This window comes from Chitinophaga filiformis (assembly GCF_023100805.1).
GTDB lineage: Bacteria > Bacteroidota > Bacteroidia > Chitinophagales > Chitinophagaceae > Chitinophaga > Chitinophaga filiformis_B.
In genome coordinates, this window is sequence record NZ_CP095855.1 from 2348329 (window position 1) to 2368739 (window position 20411).

Genomic DNA, 20411 nt, shown 5'->3' on the forward strand with positions numbered 1-20411 from the left:
TTTGATTGATTTTTGATCACTCTGTTAACCAACCATTTATGACCATTGTGAATGTTGATCCGCTGCTCGCAGAAGAGCTATTTCAACACATCTGGCAATTCCGCTTATTTAGCCAAACCGGTCTTACTACACAGGAGGGCGAATCTTTACACATCGATCATCCCGGTCAGCATAACCGGCATGCAGGACCCGATTTCACCGCAGCGCGTATCCGCATAGGTGATACATTGTGGGTGGGCAATGTAGAACTGCACCTGAAAACGTCTGACTGGTTCCGGCACGGGCACCAGTACAACCTGCAGTATCGTAATGTTATCCTGCATGTGGTGTTTGCGCATGACATGCCGGGAGGGACAACCAATGGCATACCTGTGCTGGAATTGCAGCCTGCTATTCCGAAGTTGCTGTTGCAACGGTACGAGGCCCTGCGGCAATCGGCGGCGCTGATTCCCTGTGCAGGTTCTCTGCCAGATGTGCCGGAACTTGTCTGGATGGGTTGGAAGGACCGCCTGCTGATAGAGCGGCTGGAACAAAAGGCCGACCAGTTAAAGGCCTGGCTCTTGCAAACGCGGTACGATTGGGAAGAAGTTTGTTTCCGTGCTATGGCAAGAGCAGCCGGCATGCCTGTGAACGGGGAAGTATTCCTGCATGTAGCGCAATCCATGCCATATAAGGTCTTGCTTCGCCACCAGCATGACCTGTTCCTGCTGGAAGCGCTGCTATTCGGACAGGCAGGTATGCTGGATGATACTGCCACAGACCCTTATATGCAGGGGCTACAGCGGGAGTACGCTTACATGCGGCATAAATACCGCCTTACACCGCTCGATGCCCGGCACTGGAAATGGCTGCGGATGCGTCCCGCCTCTTTTCCAAGTATGAAGATCGCTTTCCTGGCCGCATTGCTTCACCAGGTCCCACACCTGTTTTCCCGGATACTGGAAGCCCCTGATGCGGCCAGCCTGGAAAAGATGCTGCAGGTCCGGCCTTCCGATTACTGGCAGACCCATTACAAATTTGGCAAACCTGTGAGCAGGACGCAGATGCCAGGTACCCGTGCCGTCCATAATATCCTGATCAATACCGTCTTGCCATTGCTATACCTGTACGGCCGGGAGAAAGGAGATAGCCGCTGCCAGGAGAAGGCCATTCATCTTATGGAACAACTCCCCCCGGAGGAAAACCACGTTATAGGTGAATGGAATGCATTGAATATCAACGCCGGTTCTGCGGGAGAAAGCCAGGCATTGTTACAGTTGAAACAACATTACTGTGATGAAAAACATTGCCTGAGATGTGCCGTCGGAGCAAGGTTGCTCCGGTCTGATATTGCCTGAAGCGGTAAACGATCTTTTTAGTTCTATAAATATGCTATTGCGCAGTAATATTCCTTCAGGTCCACCTTTAAGGCATGTCGAAGCCGATATCTTCCCGGTATCAACAGTGTACCTCTCCGGTATCAATGACCTTAACCGATGTTCATCTTATGCCGTGAACCTGAGTTAAGGTCATTGGTTCCGGAGAGGTACTATAGTGATGGCTCGCAATAATCGTCCTCTCCAATCATTCTGTAACCATTTCGGGGTTACGGCGTTATATATACATGGGCGTGGGTTTACAGACAAAACAAATTTACACATGACGGAAAAAACGTGTAGGTTTGTACAGCAGGCATACCAATATAATGCCCCTTGCGTTTATATAGCATAGCCCCGCGGCTATACTCCCTTAACTAAACAAATCTATACAGGTGAAAAGACTATACTCATCCTTGCTTTTACTGGTCATGGCGGGTAGTTTGTATGCCCAGGATTCAAAAACGGACGGACTTTCAAAGAAAGAACAACGCGAGCAGCGCAAACTAAAGCGTATTTCCTTGTTCAAGCAACTGGAAGAAGGAGAGAACCTGTATCAGAGGGAATTCTCAGCAGGTGCCAGAATAAATACCGATGGCTGGACCGGCTTGTTTGAACTGGGGTACCGGAAGAGCAGGACCAAGGTGAATTATTTTCAGCTTGAATTTGGCGAGAAAAAACATCCCAAGGAAGATAAAAAGGCCGGACAACCAAAAGGTGTTGACCCTTATGGATTTATCTATTCAGAGAAACCCTACATATACGGTAAGCAAAATAACTTCTACCAGGTAAAACTGGGGGTTGGACAGCAAAGACTCATCGGTGGTAAAGCCAACAAGAACGGCGTGCTCGTAAACGCCATCTACTACGGAGGCCTGTCTGTCGGAATGTTGAAACCTTATTACCTCAATATCGTAGATCCCAATACCGAACAGGGCATACAGGTTAAATATGGTCAGAACCCTTTATATGACCAGGCATTCCTGGACAGGGCATCTATCATAGGAGGCGCCGGTTTTGGTAAAGGCTGGGGAGAACTGAGCATCGTTCCGGGGGTACATGCAAAAACAGGCCTGCGGTTCGACTGGGCGCGTTTCAATGAGGTGGTAAGCGCCCTGGAAGTAGGCGTGAATGCGGAATATTATACCAAGGATATCAACATTATGATAGACCAGCCTGCCAAGAAATTCTTCTTCAATGCATATATCGCGCTTCAGTTTGGAAAGCGTTGGGATAAGAAATAGTTGAGAAGTATTAAATTTGTGTCCTAAAGAAAGGATCAGAGATGGAAGAAACACCGATCACGACCGCAACGCCATGCAGCACAGCGCCTGCTGCCGCTGCTCCGAGAACTAAAAAACCGGACTGGCTGAGGGTTAAGTTGCCAATAGGAGAGAGTTATAAGCAGGTACGTAACCTGGTTGACACACATAAGTTACACACGATCTGTGAGAGCGGAAATTGCCCGAATATGGGTGAATGCTGGGGAGCCGGCACCGCCACCTTTATGATCCTGGGGAATATCTGTACCCGCAGTTGTGGGTTCTGCGCTGTAGCTACCGGCAGGCCGGAAGCTGTGGATTGGGATGAACCTCAACGGGTTGCAGAAGCGATATACCTCATGAAAGTGAAACATGCCGTGATCACCTCTGTGGACAGAGATGAGCTGAAAGATGGTGGTTCCATCATCTGGGCTAATACAATTAAAGCAGTAAGATCATTGAATCCGGATACAACAATGGAAACATTGATCCCGGACTTCAGAGGACAGTGGGAAAACCTCCAGCGCATCATTGATGTGGCCCCGGAAGTGGTATCCCACAACCTCGAAACAGTGGAACGCCTCACCAAACAGGTGCGTATCCAGGCAAAATATCACCGCAGCCTGGAAGTGATCCGTCGCCTGAAAGATGGCGGCATGCGTACCAAGAGCGGTATCATGCTCGGCCTTGGTGAAACTAAAGAGGAAGTGGTACAGGCTATGCAAGACCTGTACGACAACGGATGTGACGTGGTGACACTCGGACAATATCTTCAACCTACCCCAAAACATCTGCCTGTTGTCCGTTTTGTTCATCCCGACGAGTTCGCAGAATTGCGTGAAATAGGATATAACATGGGTCTGGATTATGTCGAATCAGGACCACTAGTGAGATCCTCCTACCATGCAGAAAAACATATTAATAGTGGACGCACGGTGAAATAGGAAGTTAAACTGTTGTTTAAATTTACATCAGTGGTAACATGTTTCTGATTGCGAGTCATTATCTTTGCCGTGCAATTACGGGAAGGGCCTGGCTGTAATTCCCTGTAAATGGAAGTATAGCCAGCCCGTCTGTCGGCTTTTATCCCAAAAATTGTAATCTACCGTTAACAACCTGAACCTACCTGTTTGCAGTCTGTGCATATGCTAAGCTGTGCCCGTCATTTGCCGAGATTCACATTAGCATCAAATCCAAAATAGATCATTATATATACCGGACAATATCGTCGTTGTCCTCCGATTGGTGTAAAGAAGAATCTGATTGTCAAAACCTTTTATGAAAAGAGTATTTTATCTGACCGCCGTACTAAGTGCCGTGCTGTACAATGCACCCTCTTATGCGCAAAAGGTCTCCGATTCATTGCTTCCTCAGGCAACCTTGCAGGCTTGCATTCAGTATGCACTTAACCATCAGCCCGTTGTAAAGCAGGCCAGACTGGATGAAGACATCACTGAATATACCATTAAAGGTAAGCTTGCCGACTGGTATCCTCAGGTTGGGCTGGACTACAACCTGTATCATTATCTGAAGATACCCACTTCCTATTTCAATGGTAACTATGCACAGATCGGCGTAGCCAACAGTTCTGCCGCACTGTTCCAGTGGAACCAGAATTTGTTTAACCGCGACCTCCTGCTGGCTGGCAGAACCGCCCGCGACGTCCGTAAACAGGCCAAACAAAATACAGAAAGCTACCGGATTGATGTGGTGGCTAACGTAACCAAGGCTTATTACGATCTCCTGCTTACCCAGAAGCAGATCGATGTACTGAATGAAGACATCGTACGCCTGGAGCGTAGCCTGAAAGATGCTTATAACCAATACCAGGGCGGACTGGTGGATAAGACCGATTACAAACGGGCTACCATCTCCCTCAACAATACCCGCGCGCAGAAAAAGACCGGGGAAGAGCAGCTGAAAGCCCGCGAGGCCTACCTGCGTCAGCTGATGGGCTACCCCGCCTCCGGGTCATTACCGTTGGTGTACGATACCGTCCAGATGGCACAGAATGTACAGCTGGATACCACTGTTACCGTGGCTTATGACAACAGGATCGAGATGCAGTTATTGCAAACACAGAAGGTGCTGCAGGAAGCGGAACTGAAGTACAATAAATGGAGCTTCCTGCCTACAGTGTCAGCTTTTGCAAACTATAGTTTCACCTATCTGCACCCGGAATTTCAGAAGTTATACAGCAACAACCTGCCTAGTTCCCAGGTAGGGCTGAAGGTGTCTCTTCCTATCTTCCAGGGCTCTAAACGTATCTACAACATCCGCCAGTCGGAACTGCAGATAAAACGTATAGATCTGGATGTGGAAAACCTGCGGAACCAGATCAACACAGAGTATACACAGGCAATGGCGACCTACAAGGCCAACTTCAACCAGTTTATGGTGATGAAAGAGAATGTGGACCTTGCCCAGGAAGTGTATAACCTCATCGAACTGCAGTACCGGGAAGGAGTGAAGACCTATCTTGAGGTGATCACCGCGCAAACCGATCTCCGCTCAGCGCAGCTCAATTATTATAATGCGATGTACACTGTACTGTCGAGCAAGATAGATCTGCAGCGTGCACTGGGAACAATAACAACTAACAACTACTAAAAAGGAAACTGGCCGGGCCCACCAGCCTGGTCATTGAAAGGACAAATATTTTCAGATGAAAACAAAGCAACACATTCTCCTCATTGGCGCTACAGGCTTATTTTACCTGGCTTCCTGTAAAGGCCCGGCTCAGAAAACAGCCATGGTATTGCCTCCTACACCGGTAAGCGTTGTCCCTGCCGCTATGGGCACCGCTGTTTATTACGATAAATATCCCGCTACTGTAGTGGCACTGAACCAGGTAGAACTGCGTGCACAGGTATCAGGATATATTACCGGCATTTTCTTTAAAGAAGGTGAAGTGGTACAGAAAGGAAAACCGCTCTATGAAATAGACCGTCGTAAGTATGAAGCTGCTTACCGCCAGGCAGAAGCAAGCATTAGCCAGGCAAAAGCTAATCTTACCAAGGCACAGAAAGATGCAGACCGTTACCATAAACTGGCTGAGCAGGACGCGATTGCCCGCCAGACACTGGATAATGCCGATGCAGCACTGGATGTAAGTCGCAGCCAGCTGGCAGCAGCAGAAGCAGCCTTACTCGCAGCACGTACAGATCTCGATTATTCCATTATAAAAGCGCCATTCACCGGCCGTATCGGTATTTCACAGGTGAAACTGGGGGCGCAGGTAAGTGCCGGAACCACATTGCTGAACACGATGTCTTCCGAAAACCCTATCGCTGTCGATTTCGTGGTGAACGAAAATGACATCCCACGTTTCTCTGCCCTGCAGGGTAAGGCCGTATCTGCCGGCGATTCTACTTTCCGCCTGCAGCTGCCGAATGGCAAACAGTATGATGAACCAGGTCGTATCGCTGTTATTGACCGCGGTGTGGACAACCTGACCGCTACCATCAAAGTACGTATCGAATTCAATAACCCTAAGGGTGAACTGAAAGAAGGTATGAGCGGTGTGATGAACGTCCTCAACGATCAGTCCGGCGAGCGCGTGATCATTCCTTACAAATCAGTAATAGAGCAGATGGGGGAATTCTTCGTATTCATTGCAAAAGATACCGTTGCCGAACAGCGCAAAATACACCTCGGTCCCCGTTTGAGAGACCGGATCGTGGTAATGGACGGTGTACAACAAGGAGAATTGATCGTAACCGAAGGTCTGAACCGCTTACGTGACGGCGGTAAGATCGATACGACTACCGTGAAGAAAGCTCCGGATGCAGCCGCAGCCAAGAAATAGATAACAGTTTGAGTTTGAATCAATAGAAGAAGAAACATGATTGCAAATACTTTTATACGCAGACCGGTTACCGCAATAGTAATATCTGTTGTGCTGGTACTGGTAGGGTTGCTGGCCATGAATAGCCTGCCGATCGGTCAGTACCCGGAAATTTCTCCTCCCACTGTGCAGGTGACTGGTACCTATATTGGCGCCGATGCGCAGACCGTTGAGCAGACTACTGCCACTCCCGTGGAAGTACAGGTGAACGGTACGCCCGGTATGACCTATATGACCAGTAACAGTACCAACAGTGGGGCCATGAGCTTGACTGTTAACTTTGAGGTAGGTACCGATATCAATATCGCGGCGCTGGATGTACAGAACCGTGTGGGTATCGCACAGCCAACCCTGCCGCAGGAGGTACAGCGCCTTGGTCTGACAGTAAGAAAGCGTAACCCCAGTATCCTTATGCTGGTGGCTTTATATTCTCCCAAGGGAACACACGATGTAACATTCCTCGACAACTATACCAACGTATATATCAAAGACGCCTTGCTGCGTGCGAAAGGTGTGGGCGACATCTTCACCCGTGCCGACGACTTTAGTATGCGTGTATGGCTGAAGCCCGACAAGCTGGCCCAGATGGGTGTAACAGCTGAGGAAGTAAGGGCGGCCATCACTGAACAGAATGCGCAGATCTCTGCTGGTACAGTGGGTGCTCCTCCGCAGAAAACCGGACAAACATATGAGTATACTATTTTCGTAAAAGGCCGTCTCGTTACAGCCGAAGAATTTGGTAACATCATCATCAAAACCCGTCCTGACGATGGCGCTGTAGTATACCTGAAAGATGTAGCCCGCGTGCAGCTGGGTAAATTCAGTTATAGCAACAACTCATACGTGGATGGTAAGAGAGCTTCCTACCTGCTGGTATACCAGGCTCCGGGTAGTAATGCGATCGCGACTGCGGAAGCTGTGTATGAAACCATGGCCCAGCTGAAAAAAACCTTCCCTAACGATGTGGATTATGTGGTGCCATTCGAATCAGTTTCCGTGATCGAGGTATCAATCCACGAGGTGGTGGAAACACTGCTGGAGGCGCTGGCACTGGTGGTTGTCGTGGTATTCCTCTTCCTGCAAAGCTGGAGGGCTACCATTATCCCCGTACTGGCCATTCCGGTATCTATTATCGCAACATTTATCTTCTTCATACCACTCGGGTTTACCATCAATACCCTGACCCTGTTCGGTTTCGTACTGGCTATCGGTATCGTGGTGGATGACGCCATCGTGGTGGTGGAGGCGGTCCAGCATAATATGGACCATGAGCAGATGACGCCTAAGGAGGCTACCTATGCAGCGATGCAGGAGATCTCCGGACCGGTGATCGCTATTGCGCTGATCCTGGCTGCGGTATTCGTGCCGGTAGGATTTGTGCCGGGCATCGTGGGACGTCTCTACCAACAGTTTGCGATCACGATCGCGATCTCCGTACTGATATCCGCTTTCGTGGCATTGTCCCTCACACCGGCATTATGTACATTGATCCTGCGGCCCATGCACCTGGATAAGAATTCCAAGGGGCTGAATAAATTCTTCTTTAAGTTCAATACATGGTTTGGTCATGTAACCAGCCGTTATTCACTGGGTGTAAAGAAAAGTATCCGTGGAGCACGTTATGTGGTAATAATCCTGATCTGTATCATGGTTGGTACCGTGATGCTGTTCAGAGGCAAGCCTACAGGCTTTATTCCTACAGAAGACGAAGGCCGTGTGTACATCACTTTTGACTTGCCGGAGTCTTCTTCTACCGAGCGTACCATTGCTGTAATGACAGAGATGATGCATACGCTGGATAGTGTAAAAGCAATCGGTCACTACGCGGCCCTCGGAGGTCTGAACGTAGTTAGCTTTGCAACAAAATCCAACAGTGCTACCATCTTCTGTCAGTTGAAACCATGGGATGAACGTAAAGATAAATCGCAGCAGATATTTGCACTGGTAGCACAACTTCAGGCAAAACTGTCGAGATTCAAAGAAGCCAATGTCGTGGTAATCCCTCCTCCGGCTATTCCGGGTCTGGGTTCCACAGCAGGTTTCTCCTTCATCCTTCAGCAGAAGGCCGGAGGTGGCGATATTAAAGAGTTTGAAGGCGTATTGCAGAAGTTCACTATGGCCATCAACCAGCGTCCTGAAATAGCAAGGGCATTCTCCTTCTTCACAGCGCGTACTCCTGGCTATCAGCTGGAAATAGATCGTGAAAAGGCGAAGAAGATGGGTGTGCAGATATCTTCTATTGCTACAGCCTTACAGACATACCTGGGTAGTGCATATGTGAATGACTTCACTGTATACGGACGTAACTTCCGCGTGGTAACACAGGCTGACTCTACTTACCGTGGCGATATCAAGGATCTGTCCCAGTACTTTGTACGTAACTCTTCCGGTACGATGGTGCCATTGAGCGCACTGACCTCATATAAGGTGATAGAAAGCGCACCGGTAATTTCTCACTATAACCTGTTCCGCTCCGCGGAAATAAACGGTAGCCCCGCTCCGGGTTATAGCAGTGGTGATGCTATCAAAGCCCTGGAAGAAGTGGCCGCACAGGTATTACCTGAAGGGTATGGATATGAGTTCTCAGGTTTGAGCCGTGAGGAGATCCTGTCAGGTTCGAAGACGGTTTACATCTTCGTGTTGTCTATTGTATTCGTATTCCTGTTCCTGGCAGCGCTTTATGAAAGCTGGTCCGTACCATTCTCCGTACTGCTGGCAGTACCTATCGGGGCCTTCGGTGCGATCGTGACACTGACTTTCCTGCCTAGCCTGACGAACAATGTGTACGCACAGATCGGTCTGATCACGCTGATCGGTTTGTCGGCAAAGAATGCGATCCTGATCGTGGAATTTGCGAAGGAACGTGTGGACAGAGGTATGGAACTGGTAACGGCGACGGTGGAAGCTGCCAAGCTGCGTCTGCGTCCTATCATTATGACCTCCCTGGCCTTCCTCTTGGGTATCATGCCGCTGGTAATAGCCAGTGGAGCCGGTGCGGAATCTCGTAAAACAATGGGATGGACAGTGTTGGGCGGTATGTTCACCGCTACCTTCCTGGCTATCTTTATTGTACCGGTGTTGTTCGTAACAATTACCCGCCTGGCTTATGGTAAAGAAAAACTGAAGGCTATGCAGGAACATTATAAATCAATGCAGCATACCGAATTATAAACGGAAATACTATTGCATAGAAAAGGAAAGGCGTCCGCATTTGCGGACGCCTTTATTTATTTAGAACTGTTTTGGGCTTTATCTGATGGTCATGGCAAAGAAGATCACCGATGCCAGGATGGATGTAGCGATCATTGCCAGCAAGGCAATAAGCAATATCTTCCAGCCTATGTGTACCCTCATCTGGTGAGGAGGAGGGGCAACATTTTCAACATGAATATTCTTTCTTTTTGCATACCAGGTACCAGTAACAATCGGTGTTCCCGCTTCCTGGGCAACCTGTTGCATGATAGCGGTTTTCAGGTGAGCAGGTGGCTGCGCCGCTTCCTTGAAAGCCAGGCGTTCAAGCTTGCGTTCCACTTCATCTTTTTCGGTCTGTATTTCCGGAAAAATATCAAGATAGAGCTCGTATTCAGATTCTTCTTCCGGTGTAGCGAATCCGAGGAGTACTTTTTCAAGATTTCCATCTGATATGTAACGCTCGTAGTCCATAGTCGTTATGAGGGTATTTTCTCAAGTTAACACATCCTTATAGTAGGGTCGAGAAATGCTTATTTATCCGTTCTGCGAATTTGGTGAAAAACTCAGAGAAAAAGTTGTCCAAACTAGCGAAATGGTTAACAGTATTAAAAAATATAAAAACCGGTCTGAAAGGAGGTTTTCAGACCGGTTTTTCATTAAGTGATATTGTTTAGTTGGTTTTCTTCTTGTTGAACAGATTACCGATTGTATTCTTTACAGCCTGTCCTGCCTGTTTGCCGGCATCCTGTAAAGGCGCTGATTTAGTATCCGTACTATCTTTCTTACCGGTCAGCTGCTTGGTAATTTCATTCTTAACACCTGCGATAGCATTGTTCTTTACAGATGTCAGGGTGTCTTTCAGCGCTGTTTTCACTGTATCTACCTTATTTTTTACAAGTGTAGAGGCCTGATCTTTCAGGTTGTTCAGCGTACCTGAAGCAGTTTCCTGCAGGTCTGTCTTGTATGTCGGCTTCATGATATTTCCACCCAGCAATACATTCAGGTGAACGCTGTCGCTGATATTAACAGGAATACCTTTGCTGCTTGCTTTTGATGCCAGACCGGTGATCAGGGCGTCTCCCTGTTTGCCGATCACACTGCGGGGAAGGGTCATCTGCAGGGTATAGTCCAGTGACTGATCGAAGCCATGGGAACCGCCTACAAGCATGCTGATATTGCTGACATTCACCTTGAACGGATTTACCTTTACGCGGCCATTCTCGAATGCGAAATAAGTCTTGATATCTTTCAGTGAAAGGTTTTTCAGCTGACTCACATTCAGCGTATTGGCCAGTTGTTCTACCGGTGCAAATTTCTGCAGCGCACCTTCCAGTACCAGCAGGTTACCATCACCGGTCAGGCTGCTTAACAGTGGCATCATATTCTGTCCCAGTTTACCGGAAAGTTCCAGCTGGGAATTGATCTTACCACTCAGGAATTTAGCTACCGGCATGAGCGCCTGTACTGTATTGAAGGCGTTGAACGCCTGCTGTACGTCTACGTTCTGCACATTATAGGACATATTGATGTCCGGGTTGGTTTTGCTGTTTTTAGTACTGTAGCTACCGTTTACTTCCATGTTACCCTGCAGGGCGTTCGCTTTGATCTGCTGCATGGAAACGGTTTCGTCTTTCAATAAGAGATTACCGGAAAGGTTGGACATATCCAGTTTATCGTAGTGTACTTTATCCACCTGCGCCTGTAAAGCGAAGTTCAGGTTAGCCGGAACAGCAAAAGGCGCACTTGCGGTATCAGCAGGTGTAGCTGCAGCAGTGGTTTCGGTGGTACCCATCCATTTGTCCAGGTTCACTTCATCAGCTTTAACAGCGAGCTTACCGTCCAGTGGCTGATTTTTCAGCACATAGGCCAGCATATTGTTCACTTCACCATTTGCCTGGAAATTTGTACCGAGGTATTGTCCATCAAACTTAGACACTGTTACGTTCTTCGGATTGAACTGCATGGAAAGGGTGTTCACCTTTACGCCGTCAGGATAATCCTTGCTACGATACAACAGGTTGCTCACCAGGATGCTTCCTGCTGCATAGAATTTATCATAAGCCTGTTTCTCGATAGCGCTCATATTTCCTCTTGCACTGATGTCTGCATCCACAAGACCACTCAGGGCTGTACCATCTTCCAGTTTCACAAACTGTGATACTTTTGAGAGGTCTAGTTTACCTTTCGCTGCACCATCCACATACATATCGGAGATAGGCGTCTTTACCAGCAGGCGCATATCCACCGGGGTATTGTCCATTTCCACGTGTGCGGAAGGCATATCTACCACAGTATGATCAGGTACGCCATCGGGGTTTTTCACACTCAATTTTACCTGGATATTCTTTACTGGTTTAGGCAGATCAGGATATTGGAAGAAGCCATCCTTCACAGCCAGGTTCAGGCCAAAAGCAGGCATCTGGGTGCTGCTGTAGGTGCCTTTTACATAACCGTCGAAAGCAGCAGTACCCTGGGTTTTGATCTTGTCAAAATCCTGCATGAAAATAGCCGGCACCAGAGAGAGGATGTCTTTAAATTGGGTAGAAGGCGCCTTCATGGAGAGGTCCATGCCGTAGGTACTGTCATTCACCAGTTTAAAGAAACCCTGGAAAGCCAGTTCCAGGTTATTCAGCGTAGCCTTTCCTTTCTGGAAGGTGTAGGTGCTGGTTTTGTTATCTACCTGTATATCAGCGTCCATTGTTGTTTTGGTACGCAGCAGATAGGGGATGAGCCCATAGCGGAAGGTAATGCCTTCAGCCTGGGTATTGGTCTGCAGGGTGAAAAGATCCTGTGTGAAGTCTCCTTTTCCCTGGTGATCAAGTCCTTCTATGAGTAATGCCATATCACCTTCCTGGTCGTCATAACGGATGGTGGCATCTTCAATACTATATTTCTGGAGGTTCAGGGCGAATTTGGAGGAGGCAGTATCGGCCGGAGTTGCCTGTGCGGTATCCGGCTTCATGATGTCCCAATTCACAAGTCCCTGTTTATTGATAATTGCGTGTACTCTTGGTTCCTGAACGCTTACGTTGTAAATATCCATTTTGTCGCCCTTGATAACGCTCATGAGGTTCAGCGCAAGATCGATTTTCTTTACTGCAAACAGTGTATCGCCGGCGAAAGGAGCGCGGTTCACAACGCTCAGGTCTTCCAATGCTACGGCTAGTCTGGGGAAATGTCTTATCAGGCTGATATCCACGTCTTTAAAGTCAACGTCTGCAACAAGCTGCTTGTTCAGCTCCGTTTTAACGAGAGACATGATCTTACCTTTGAAGAAGTAAGGGATGGCAATTGCTGCTATAACCAATACCAGCAAGAAGATTCCTACGATTTTGAGGATTTTTTTGAACATGTTTTAGATAAATGTTTTTTACTATGTATGAAGGTAGCAAGGAAAACCCGTATTTGGAAGTTGATTTAGGTTAAATTTGCCCCCTGAAAATAATATAATCTTATTATGACGCCGGAACGTAGGGAAAGGTTACTATCCGTATTAAATAAAAGACAGGCCGGGTTGACCGTTGTGCTGGAAAATGTACAGGATCCGCACAATATTTCAGCTGTAATGCGTACCTGTGACGCCGTAGGTATCCAGGAGATCTATGTGCTGAACAACAAAATTCCCCGGCATAAGAAATGGGGAGCCAAAAGCTCTTCCAGCGCTGCCAAATGGCTCACTATTCACCAGTTTTCCGACACGGCGGAATGCGTGGCTGCACTCCGGCAAAAATATGATAAGGTCTTTACCACCCATCTTGCTGCAGATGCCGTTAGCCTGTACGAGATTGACTTTACCGGTTCTGTAGCCCTGGTATTCGGGAATGAACATGAGGGGGTGAGCGATGAGATCCGTGCACAGGCAGATGGGAATTTTATTATTCCGCAGGTAGGGATCATTAAGTCGCTGAATATATCCGTAGCGTGTGCAGTGAGTATTTATGAGGCATTAAGGCAAAGAACGATTGCAGGTTGTTACGACAAACGGAATCTGCCTGATGGACAGTTTGAGGAGTTGCTGGAGAAATGGGGATTTGAAGAAGAAGAGTAGATACCGGTATTCACATATACAAAAAGTAAGAGCCTGTTCACCTTTGGCAGACAGGCTCTTTTTATGCGGATAGTCGCTGTAAACAATGTGTAGCAGGCGCATTATGCTGAATGCATTATCTCACTACCGCCTTGGCGCTGTAACAACCAGCTTTGCCTGTTTTATTTCTTCGAGATAAGGTTTCCTGTAAGTTTCCATAAACTGCTTTTTGGCATCACGGAAAGAGCTTATACCACCTATAAATTTCAATGTCCTGATATAATACCACGCAAGGTCAATTTGTCCGGTTAAGAAGCCTGATCTGGCACTTGCAGGATAAAGATGATGATTGTTATGCCATTCTCCTGCAACGATGCCCGGCCACCATTGATTAATGGACCTGTCTTTCGTATTATAGTCAACACCGGGTACCTGTTTGTCCTCTCCCTTGGCATGTCCTTCATAATTAAAAGTCCTTACACCAACAGCCCATATAAAGGTGCCTGCCAACAGGGCAACGGTCAGATAAAGCCCGCCGATAGCATAGAAAACAGCGATCCAGAATGCCCAGTTGGCAAATGTGCTGAGAACAGTAGTTAAAGGATGTGCAATAGAACCCCATTTAAGGTAGCTTGCATAACTGTTTGTTCTAACTCCGGTATGGCGCATCAATGCTGCTGCTTTATTATAATCTTCCTCACTCAGGTCTTTAGCTATGGGTTGATGATTCACATCTGCCAGAAAGCAATAGAAGAAACCAGCTTCCGCGTTATAAGGATCGCCCGGTTCATCTGATAACGCATGGTGTACGTGGTGCGATACAATGTAAATTTCTTCCGGTATCATCTTAAATACCAGGTTGCTGGTGATAAATCGCCAGAACTTATTACTGAACTGGTAGGCCTGGTGTGTACCATAACGGTGATACCAGATAGTGCCATGTGTCCCCATGAAGATCATCCCATAGACAAACGCTGCCACCAGATACCAGATATTAAAATCCTGTACCAACATCACTATGAAAATGAAAAGGAACGGAGCCAGGCTCAATGTGCACAACCAGGAGAAAAACGGTAGCCAGTTCTTACGTGAAGCTGTAATGTTAGTTCTGTGGAAAAACTCAGCGAGTAGTTGTTTAACAGTTGGCTTTACAAGTAGACCTTTGCTGTCTTTCCAGCCGTAACTGGGAACAGCCAATACATTCTCGATAAATGACATAGACTTAAAATAAACAGTTGTAAATAAGTTTCATAGGACCCATCAAAGGAAAAAAAGGAGACAAAATGTGAGAGCTATAAAGGAAAGAAGAATCGTTATACCTACAGGATTTATACTACAGTGTAAAAAAATAATTCAAATGCAAGATGCTCTAATCATCGAATCTTGTCCCAATATAACCTTTATATTGACAATCGATGTGTTAAAGTTATCAAAAATGAGTAATGGAACAGACAAGGCCGGTAGACGCGGGACCATTTTTCTTCCATATAAGGGGAGCCTTGTGGCAGCACTGTCTACCCCCTGGAACTATATTACTTGATGCCGTGAATACATTACAGGCCACACCGTCGACCTCGGCAGGGAAAAGACAATGGGTGATGCCATTATGTTATTAAGCTACAGTAAGCTCTGGAAGTCAATTAAAGGTACTGTCGAGCTCTTTTATCCAGCCCCGCAGTAAGAAAATGCTCAAGCCGCTGTCAGGAAACGGAACTTCAAATTAGGACGATTAACATTACATGAAGAATTCAGGGGCGATGGTACCTGGAATGGAGCCCCGATGGCTGCTGATAATTATATAGACTATAATGATCGTAGTATGATTGTGGTGTTTAAATCCCAACGCCACTTTTTTCCTGCATTTCCTCAAAGATGTGCTGAATGCAAATCTTTACAATTGCATCCATCTCATCTTTGGTTATAACCTCTGAATATTTCTTGGTAGCAAGCATCAGGGCTTTGTAGCCAATGATGTATTCATATTTTTCAAATTGCACATTGATTAAAGACTCTATCGAAAATGAACTACCAACATTGTGCTTGAAATCAATAAGGGAATATTGAAGGGAAAGACTGTGGATCACATCTTTATCGTGATTAGCCTCAAACTCAAGTATAAAAGCAGGAAAACCGGATATAGTGTTATATGCTGTTTCATTGAATAAGGTCCTGTTGATGATAGGTGTTTCCTGTGTTTTCCAAAAGAGATCATTAAACTGTTCATGCTGATATTTAAATAGCAGAAATAGTTGTCCTATTGAATTTGCGTATAACTGATTGATGTCAACATTATCACGATTGGCAGTTTCAGCCTTCTTATTTTTCAAATGTTTTCTCCAGATGTCAATTTGCTTTTGCAGGTCATCATTTTCTGATATTGATTGTCCTTTCGCCGCATTTATACTCAAATTGAGACTCCAGATTAACTGCTGCGCAACATATTCTATAAGAGGCGCCAGATTCCCGCTATCTGCTTCACTAAGCACGCGTAAATACTCTTTTTTGTTCGCAGACTTAATCACCACTGGCGGCAGATGATGCCTGAACAAAACATAATTCATCAACAATCTCGACAACCTTCCATTACCATCATCAAAAGGATGAATGTGCACGAAGTTATAATGCAACATCGCCGCTAATACAACAGGATGTAGCTCGTTCTTTTCCTCTTCTTCCCGTAACCATGTCATTAATTCTCCCATCTTTATGGGTGTCTCTTCGGGCGATGCATAATGGAAGATCTCTCCATTTGGTAAGCGCACAGAATTAGGATATTCCTTGTAGTTCCCTACTTTGATCTCCCGCCTGGTATACTGGCCATCGGGTGTAACAGCCTCTTTCCAGAATGGGCGCACTAATAATAGTGAGTGCAGATTTTTAATGGCAGTCTCATTAAGTGATCTTTCATGATCAGCGGCTAATTCTTTTATTAGCTCATAAGCTACATCATGACCTTTCATTTCCTCATATTCTCTTAATTCATGATTGCCTGTTGTTCTGTCGAAGATCAGTAATAATTCAGTTTCACCGTATGTAAGCGTGTTCCCTTCCATATGATTGGAGTTGTAGTTGAATTCCAGTCTGAACTTTTTGTCCAGCCTTTGCTGGTATTCATTTTTCATGGGAAGGAGTTGGTGTAGCTGTTCTGTGAGCAACATTACTTTTTCAACGCTGGATGTCATCTGCTGTATTTTGTTTAAAATTACTCAATTGAGATAACGCAGAAAAATCCACCTACTCATTCCTGTTGAGTAAGCATTCATGCTGTTCACTGCTCCTAAATTCCATCCCGCGCAAAGCAACCACCCTTCACATCTTCGAAATGAACGCTGACGCATCCGTCCACGCAATATCCGGATAACGATGATTATCCAGCGGGGCAAGTTGCACGCTGAACATACTCTGTATATATTGACTTTGTTGCCAGTGAGGATAGAGCTCATTTTCACCTTCAGGATGTGCTGCCCGTTCCTGTTGATTGTATGCTGCCAGTTCAGCTAAACTACCCATTTTAACCAGCTTAAATTCCCTCTCCTTCACAGTACCGGCAGTAGCGGCTAACTCTTTCGGACTCACCTGAAAGCCGGCAATCCGTAGTATTCTCGGCGCAGCGGTATCCAATGCTACAGCCGCTGTATAAGCGGCAGCATTATCCATAGTAGTAAAGTCAAGACGCCAGTCAGGATCTTCCCAGTAGCCAACAGTATTATTTTGCAGATCGAGTAGGGGAGTATGGTTGCACAATAATTCGGCAAAAGCGCCATTGAGAATAGATGTTGCAGCAATGGGCGCTCTGTTCAGGCGTTCGTGGAATTCACGCCTCAGATCGAAATTCCGGTTCTCACCAGGAGGTAGTTTCGTGAAATCTGCGGCAAAATCGGATGGAATGAAACGCGGCACGCCGGCATTGACGGCAGCAGCAAGCAGAATGGTCTGAACATCCACGATAACATCATGCAGCCCCTGTAAAGCAGAAATAACACAATCCACTCCTTTACAGGCCAGGGTCATTTCATGGATATTCGTCATATCCGTCTGAATAATGCCGATATCATGATGCTTAAGTGCAGCAATTTTTTTCAATGCTGTATTGGGTCTGATAAGAACGCGTATATCGGTGCCTCTTTTGAGCAGCTCACGGATGATCCTGCTACCTAGATTACCGGTTGCGCCTGCTACCAAGATCTTCATATGATCGCCTTTTTATGAGGTATACAGCATTATTGATGCCTGTTTTATGGCAACAAAAAAAGCCGTTCGCTACAGGCGAACGGCTTTGCTTATAATGACATTTATTATTTCATCATGCACTGCAGGTTACACAACCTTCTTCCATTGTACATACTGCTCCTTCCACAAATTCCACCTCATCCAGTTTGGAATCAACGGCTGCTTTCGCACCTTTTGTTTCTGCTTTCTTTTCAACCATTGGTTCCATCTGCTGACCGCCTTGTTTTTCAACGGTGAACTGTACCGCCTGTGCAGCTGCCTGTGTACGCAGGTAGTACATACCTGTTTTCAGACCTTTCTTCCATGCGTAGAAGTGCATAGAGGTCAGCTTGGCTGCAGATGGCGTGTCAACGAACAGGTTCAGTGACTGGGACTGGCAGATGAATGCACCACGGTCTGCCGCCATGTCGATGATAGTACGCTGTTTGATCTCCCATACTGTTTTGTACAGTTCTTTGATCTGCGTTGGAATTTCAGGAATATGCTGAATAGATCCGTTGGAAGTAATGATCTTGTTCTTCATATCATTATCCCACAGTCCCAGTTCTACCAGGTCTTTCAGCAGGTGTTTATTTACCACTACGAACTCACCGCTCAATACGCGACGGGTGTAGATGTTGGAAGTGTAAGGCTCGAAACATTCGTTGTTACCCAGGATCTGTGATGTAGACGCTGTAGGCATTGGCGCCAGCAACAGGGAGTTGCGGATACCGTGTTTCTTGATCTCAGCTTTCAGCGCTGTCCAGTCCCAACGTGGAGATGGTGTTACACCCCACATATCAAACTGCAGTATACCTTTGGATGCAGGTGAACCCTCGTAGCTGGAATAAGGACCGTCTTGTATAGCCAGGTCTTTGGATGCATTTAATGCAGCAAAGTAGATGGTTTCAAAGATCTCACTGTTCAGTTTCTTCGCTTCTTCGCTTTCGAACGGATAACGCATCAGGATGAAGGCATCAGCCAGACCCTGTACGCCCAGACCGATAGGACGGTGACGCAGGTTACTGTTACGTGCCTCGTCAACAGGGTAGAAGTTGTTATCGATGATGCGGTTCAGGTTGAGCGCAGCCTGATAAGTTACTTCATACAATTTCTCATGATCGAATTTACCATCTATCACGAAACGTGGCAGTGCCAGTGAAGCGAGGTTACATACTGCAACTTCATTTGCATCGGTATATTCAATGATCTCTGTACACAGGTTGGAGCTCTTGATAGTACCCAGGTTCTGCTGATTGGATTTGCGGTTGGCAGAATCTTTATACAACAGGTAAGGAGTACCGGTTTCGATCTGAGCATCGAGTATAGCAAACCACAGGTCCTGTGCCTTTACGGTTCTGCGTGCACGTTTTTCCTGCTCATATTTTGAGTAGAGTTTTTCGAACTCCTCACCCCAGCACTCATGCAGTCCGGGTGCTTCATGAGGACAGAACAGGCTCCAGTCGCCATTTTCTTCTACACGTTTCATGAACAGATCTGGCATCCACAGCGCGTAGAAGAGGTCTCTTGCACGCATTTCTTCCTTACCGTGGTTTTTACGCAGGTCGAGGAATTCAAAGATGTCAGCATGCCATGGCTCGAGGTAGATCGCGAAAGCGCCTTTACGTTTACCACCGCCCTGGTCTACATAGCGTGCGGTATCGTTGAATACGCGCAGCATGGGAATGATACCATTGGAGGTACCGTTGGTGCCACTGATGTAAGACCCTGTAGCACGGATATTATGAATGCTCAGACCAATACCACCAGCGCTCTGGGAGATCTTCGCAGTTTGTTTCAATGTATCGTAGATACCCTCAATGCTGTCGTCCTGCATGGTGAGCAGGAAGCAGCTGGACATCTGTGGTTTAGGTGTACCAGCGTTGAAGAGGGTCGGAGTAGCATGTGTGAACCAACGCTCACTCATCAGGTTGTATGTCTTGATAGCAGAGTCGATATCTGTTTTGTGGATACCAACAGCCACACGCATGAACATGTGCTGCGGACGTTCTGCTACTTTACCATCTACTTTCAGCAGATAAGAGCGTTCCAGTGTTTTGAAACCGAAATAATCGAAAGCAAAATCGCGGTCATAGATGATGCTGGAATCCAGGATCTCAGCATTCTTTTTAATGATCTCATATACATCGTCGGCGATCAATGGCGCTGGTTTACCTACTTTAGGATCGATGTATTCATACAGTGTCTTCATTGTTTTGGAGAATGATTTCACTGTATTTTTATGGAGATTGCTCACCGCAATACGCGATGCAAGCAAGGCATAGTCAGGATGTTTGGTAGTAAGCGATGCCGCGGTTTCTGCTGCCAGATTATCGAGCTCGCTGGTAGTTACTCCATCATATAAACCCTGTATCACTTTCTTAGCTACATCTATGGCGTCTACGTATTCCGCATTCAGTCCATAACAGAGCTTTTCAACACGAGCAGTAATCTTATCAAACTTAACAGCTTCTTTGTGGCCGTCGCGCTTAATTACAAACATGGGCAGGTGAATTTAA

13 protein-coding genes are annotated in these 20411 nt (G+C 46.6%); 7 read left to right on the forward strand and 6 right to left on the reverse strand.

What is annotated here, in order from left to right; all coding sequences use genetic code 11:
- Positions 1-38: 38 nt before the first annotated feature.
- From MYF79_RS09765 to MYF79_RS09790, 6 genes are all read left to right on the forward strand, one after another.
- On the forward strand, positions 39-1337 hold the full coding sequence (locus tag MYF79_RS09765; RefSeq protein ID WP_247813687.1) for a DUF2851 family protein: 1299 nt from the start codon (positions 39-41) through the stop codon (positions 1335-1337).
- 413 nt (positions 1338-1750) lie between these two features.
- Complete coding sequence (locus MYF79_RS09770; RefSeq protein ID WP_199657482.1) at positions 1751-2599, forward strand: hypothetical protein; 849 nt, start codon at positions 1751-1753, stop codon at positions 2597-2599.
- A 41-nt stretch (positions 2600-2640) separates the two neighbouring features.
- Positions 2641-3561: a lipoyl synthase gene (gene lipA / locus MYF79_RS09775; RefSeq protein ID WP_247813689.1), complete on the forward strand. Its 921-nt coding sequence runs from the start codon at positions 2641-2643 to the stop codon at positions 3559-3561.
- A 334-nt stretch (positions 3562-3895) separates the two neighbouring features.
- Positions 3896-5227, forward strand: a complete 1332-nt coding sequence (locus MYF79_RS09780; protein ID WP_247813691.1) for a TolC family protein — start codon at positions 3896-3898, stop codon at positions 5225-5227.
- A 55-nt stretch (positions 5228-5282) separates the two neighbouring features.
- Positions 5283-6425, forward strand: coding sequence for an efflux RND transporter periplasmic adaptor subunit (locus MYF79_RS09785; protein WP_247813692.1), 1143 nt, complete (start codon positions 5283-5285; stop codon positions 6423-6425).
- Positions 6426-6461: 36 nt separating this feature from the next.
- A complete protein-coding gene (locus MYF79_RS09790; RefSeq protein ID WP_247813694.1) occupies positions 6462-9635 on the forward strand; it encodes an efflux RND transporter permease subunit in 3174 nt (1057 codons plus the stop codon).
- 78 nt (positions 9636-9713) lie between these two features.
- On the opposite strand, the gene MYF79_RS09795 is transcribed toward MYF79_RS09790, so the two are convergent.
- Positions 9714-10127 (reverse strand): hypothetical protein, encoded by a 414-nt coding sequence (locus tag MYF79_RS09795; RefSeq protein ID WP_247813696.1) that lies wholly within the window; start codon positions 10125-10127, stop codon positions 9714-9716.
- A 199-nt stretch (positions 10128-10326) separates the two neighbouring features.
- Complete coding sequence (locus MYF79_RS09800) at positions 10327-13008, reverse strand: AsmA-like C-terminal region-containing protein (RefSeq protein ID WP_247813698.1); 2682 nt, start codon at positions 13006-13008, stop codon at positions 10327-10329.
- Positions 13009-13113: 105 nt separating this feature from the next.
- Here MYF79_RS09800 and MYF79_RS09805 point away from each other — a divergent pair, with 105 nt between their 5' ends.
- Positions 13114-13704 carry a TrmH family RNA methyltransferase gene (locus MYF79_RS09805; protein WP_247813699.1) on the forward strand — a complete coding sequence of 197 codons (591 nt, stop codon included), beginning with the start codon at positions 13114-13116 and terminating at the stop codon, positions 13702-13704.
- Positions 13705-13827: 123 nt separating this feature from the next.
- On the opposite strand, the gene MYF79_RS09810 is transcribed toward MYF79_RS09805, so the two are convergent.
- From MYF79_RS09810 to MYF79_RS09825, 4 genes are all read right to left on the reverse strand, one after another.
- Positions 13828-14901: a fatty acid desaturase gene (locus MYF79_RS09810; protein WP_247813701.1), complete on the reverse strand. Its 1074-nt coding sequence runs from the start codon at positions 14899-14901 to the stop codon at positions 13828-13830.
- A gap of 614 nt (positions 14902-15515) precedes the next feature.
- Positions 15516-16865 carry a Fic family protein gene (locus MYF79_RS09815; RefSeq protein ID WP_247813703.1) on the reverse strand — a complete coding sequence of 450 codons (1350 nt, stop codon included), beginning with the start codon at positions 16863-16865 and terminating at the stop codon, positions 15516-15518.
- A 127-nt stretch (positions 16866-16992) separates the two neighbouring features.
- The gene (locus MYF79_RS09820; RefSeq protein WP_247813704.1) at positions 16993-17874 is read right to left on the reverse strand and encodes an NmrA family NAD(P)-binding protein; all 882 of its coding nucleotides are present in this window, start codon (positions 17872-17874) and stop codon (positions 16993-16995) included.
- Positions 17875-17986: 112 nt separating this feature from the next.
- Positions 17987-20395 (reverse strand): ribonucleoside-diphosphate reductase subunit alpha, encoded by a 2409-nt coding sequence (locus MYF79_RS09825; RefSeq protein WP_247813706.1) that lies wholly within the window; start codon positions 20393-20395, stop codon positions 17987-17989.
- Positions 20396-20411: the final 16 nt, after the last annotated feature.

Coding starts and splice junctions, on each gene's coding strand:
- MYF79_RS09765 (WP_247813687.1), top strand. CDS start 39: ATGACCATTGTGAATGTTGATCCGCTGCTCGCAGAAGAGCTATTTCAA.
- lipA (WP_247813689.1), top strand. CDS start 2,641: ATGGAAGAAACACCGATCACGACCGCAACGCCATGCAGCACAGCGCCT.
- MYF79_RS09780 (WP_247813691.1), top strand. CDS start 3,896: ATGAAAAGAGTATTTTATCTGACCGCCGTACTAAGTGCCGTGCTGTAC.
- MYF79_RS09785 (WP_247813692.1), top strand. CDS start 5,283: ATGAAAACAAAGCAACACATTCTCCTCATTGGCGCTACAGGCTTATTT.
- MYF79_RS09790 (WP_247813694.1), top strand. CDS start 6,462: ATGATTGCAAATACTTTTATACGCAGACCGGTTACCGCAATAGTAATA.
- MYF79_RS09795 (WP_247813696.1), bottom strand. CDS start 10,127: ATGGACTACGAGCGTTACATATCAGATGGAAATCTTGAAAAAGTACTC.
- MYF79_RS09800 (WP_247813698.1), bottom strand. CDS start 13,008: ATGTTCAAAAAAATCCTCAAAATCGTAGGAATCTTCTTGCTGGTATTG.
- MYF79_RS09805 (WP_247813699.1), top strand. CDS start 13,114: ATGACGCCGGAACGTAGGGAAAGGTTACTATCCGTATTAAATAAAAGA.
- MYF79_RS09810 (WP_247813701.1), bottom strand. CDS start 14,901: ATGTCATTTATCGAGAATGTATTGGCTGTTCCCAGTTACGGCTGGAAA.
- MYF79_RS09815 (WP_247813703.1), bottom strand. CDS start 16,865: ATGACATCCAGCGTTGAAAAAGTAATGTTGCTCACAGAACAGCTACAC.
- MYF79_RS09820 (WP_247813704.1), bottom strand. CDS start 17,874: ATGAAGATCTTGGTAGCAGGCGCAACCGGTAATCTAGGTAGCAGGATC.
- MYF79_RS09825 (WP_247813706.1), bottom strand. CDS start 20,395: ATGTTTGTAATTAAGCGCGACGGCCACAAAGAAGCTGTTAAGTTTGAT.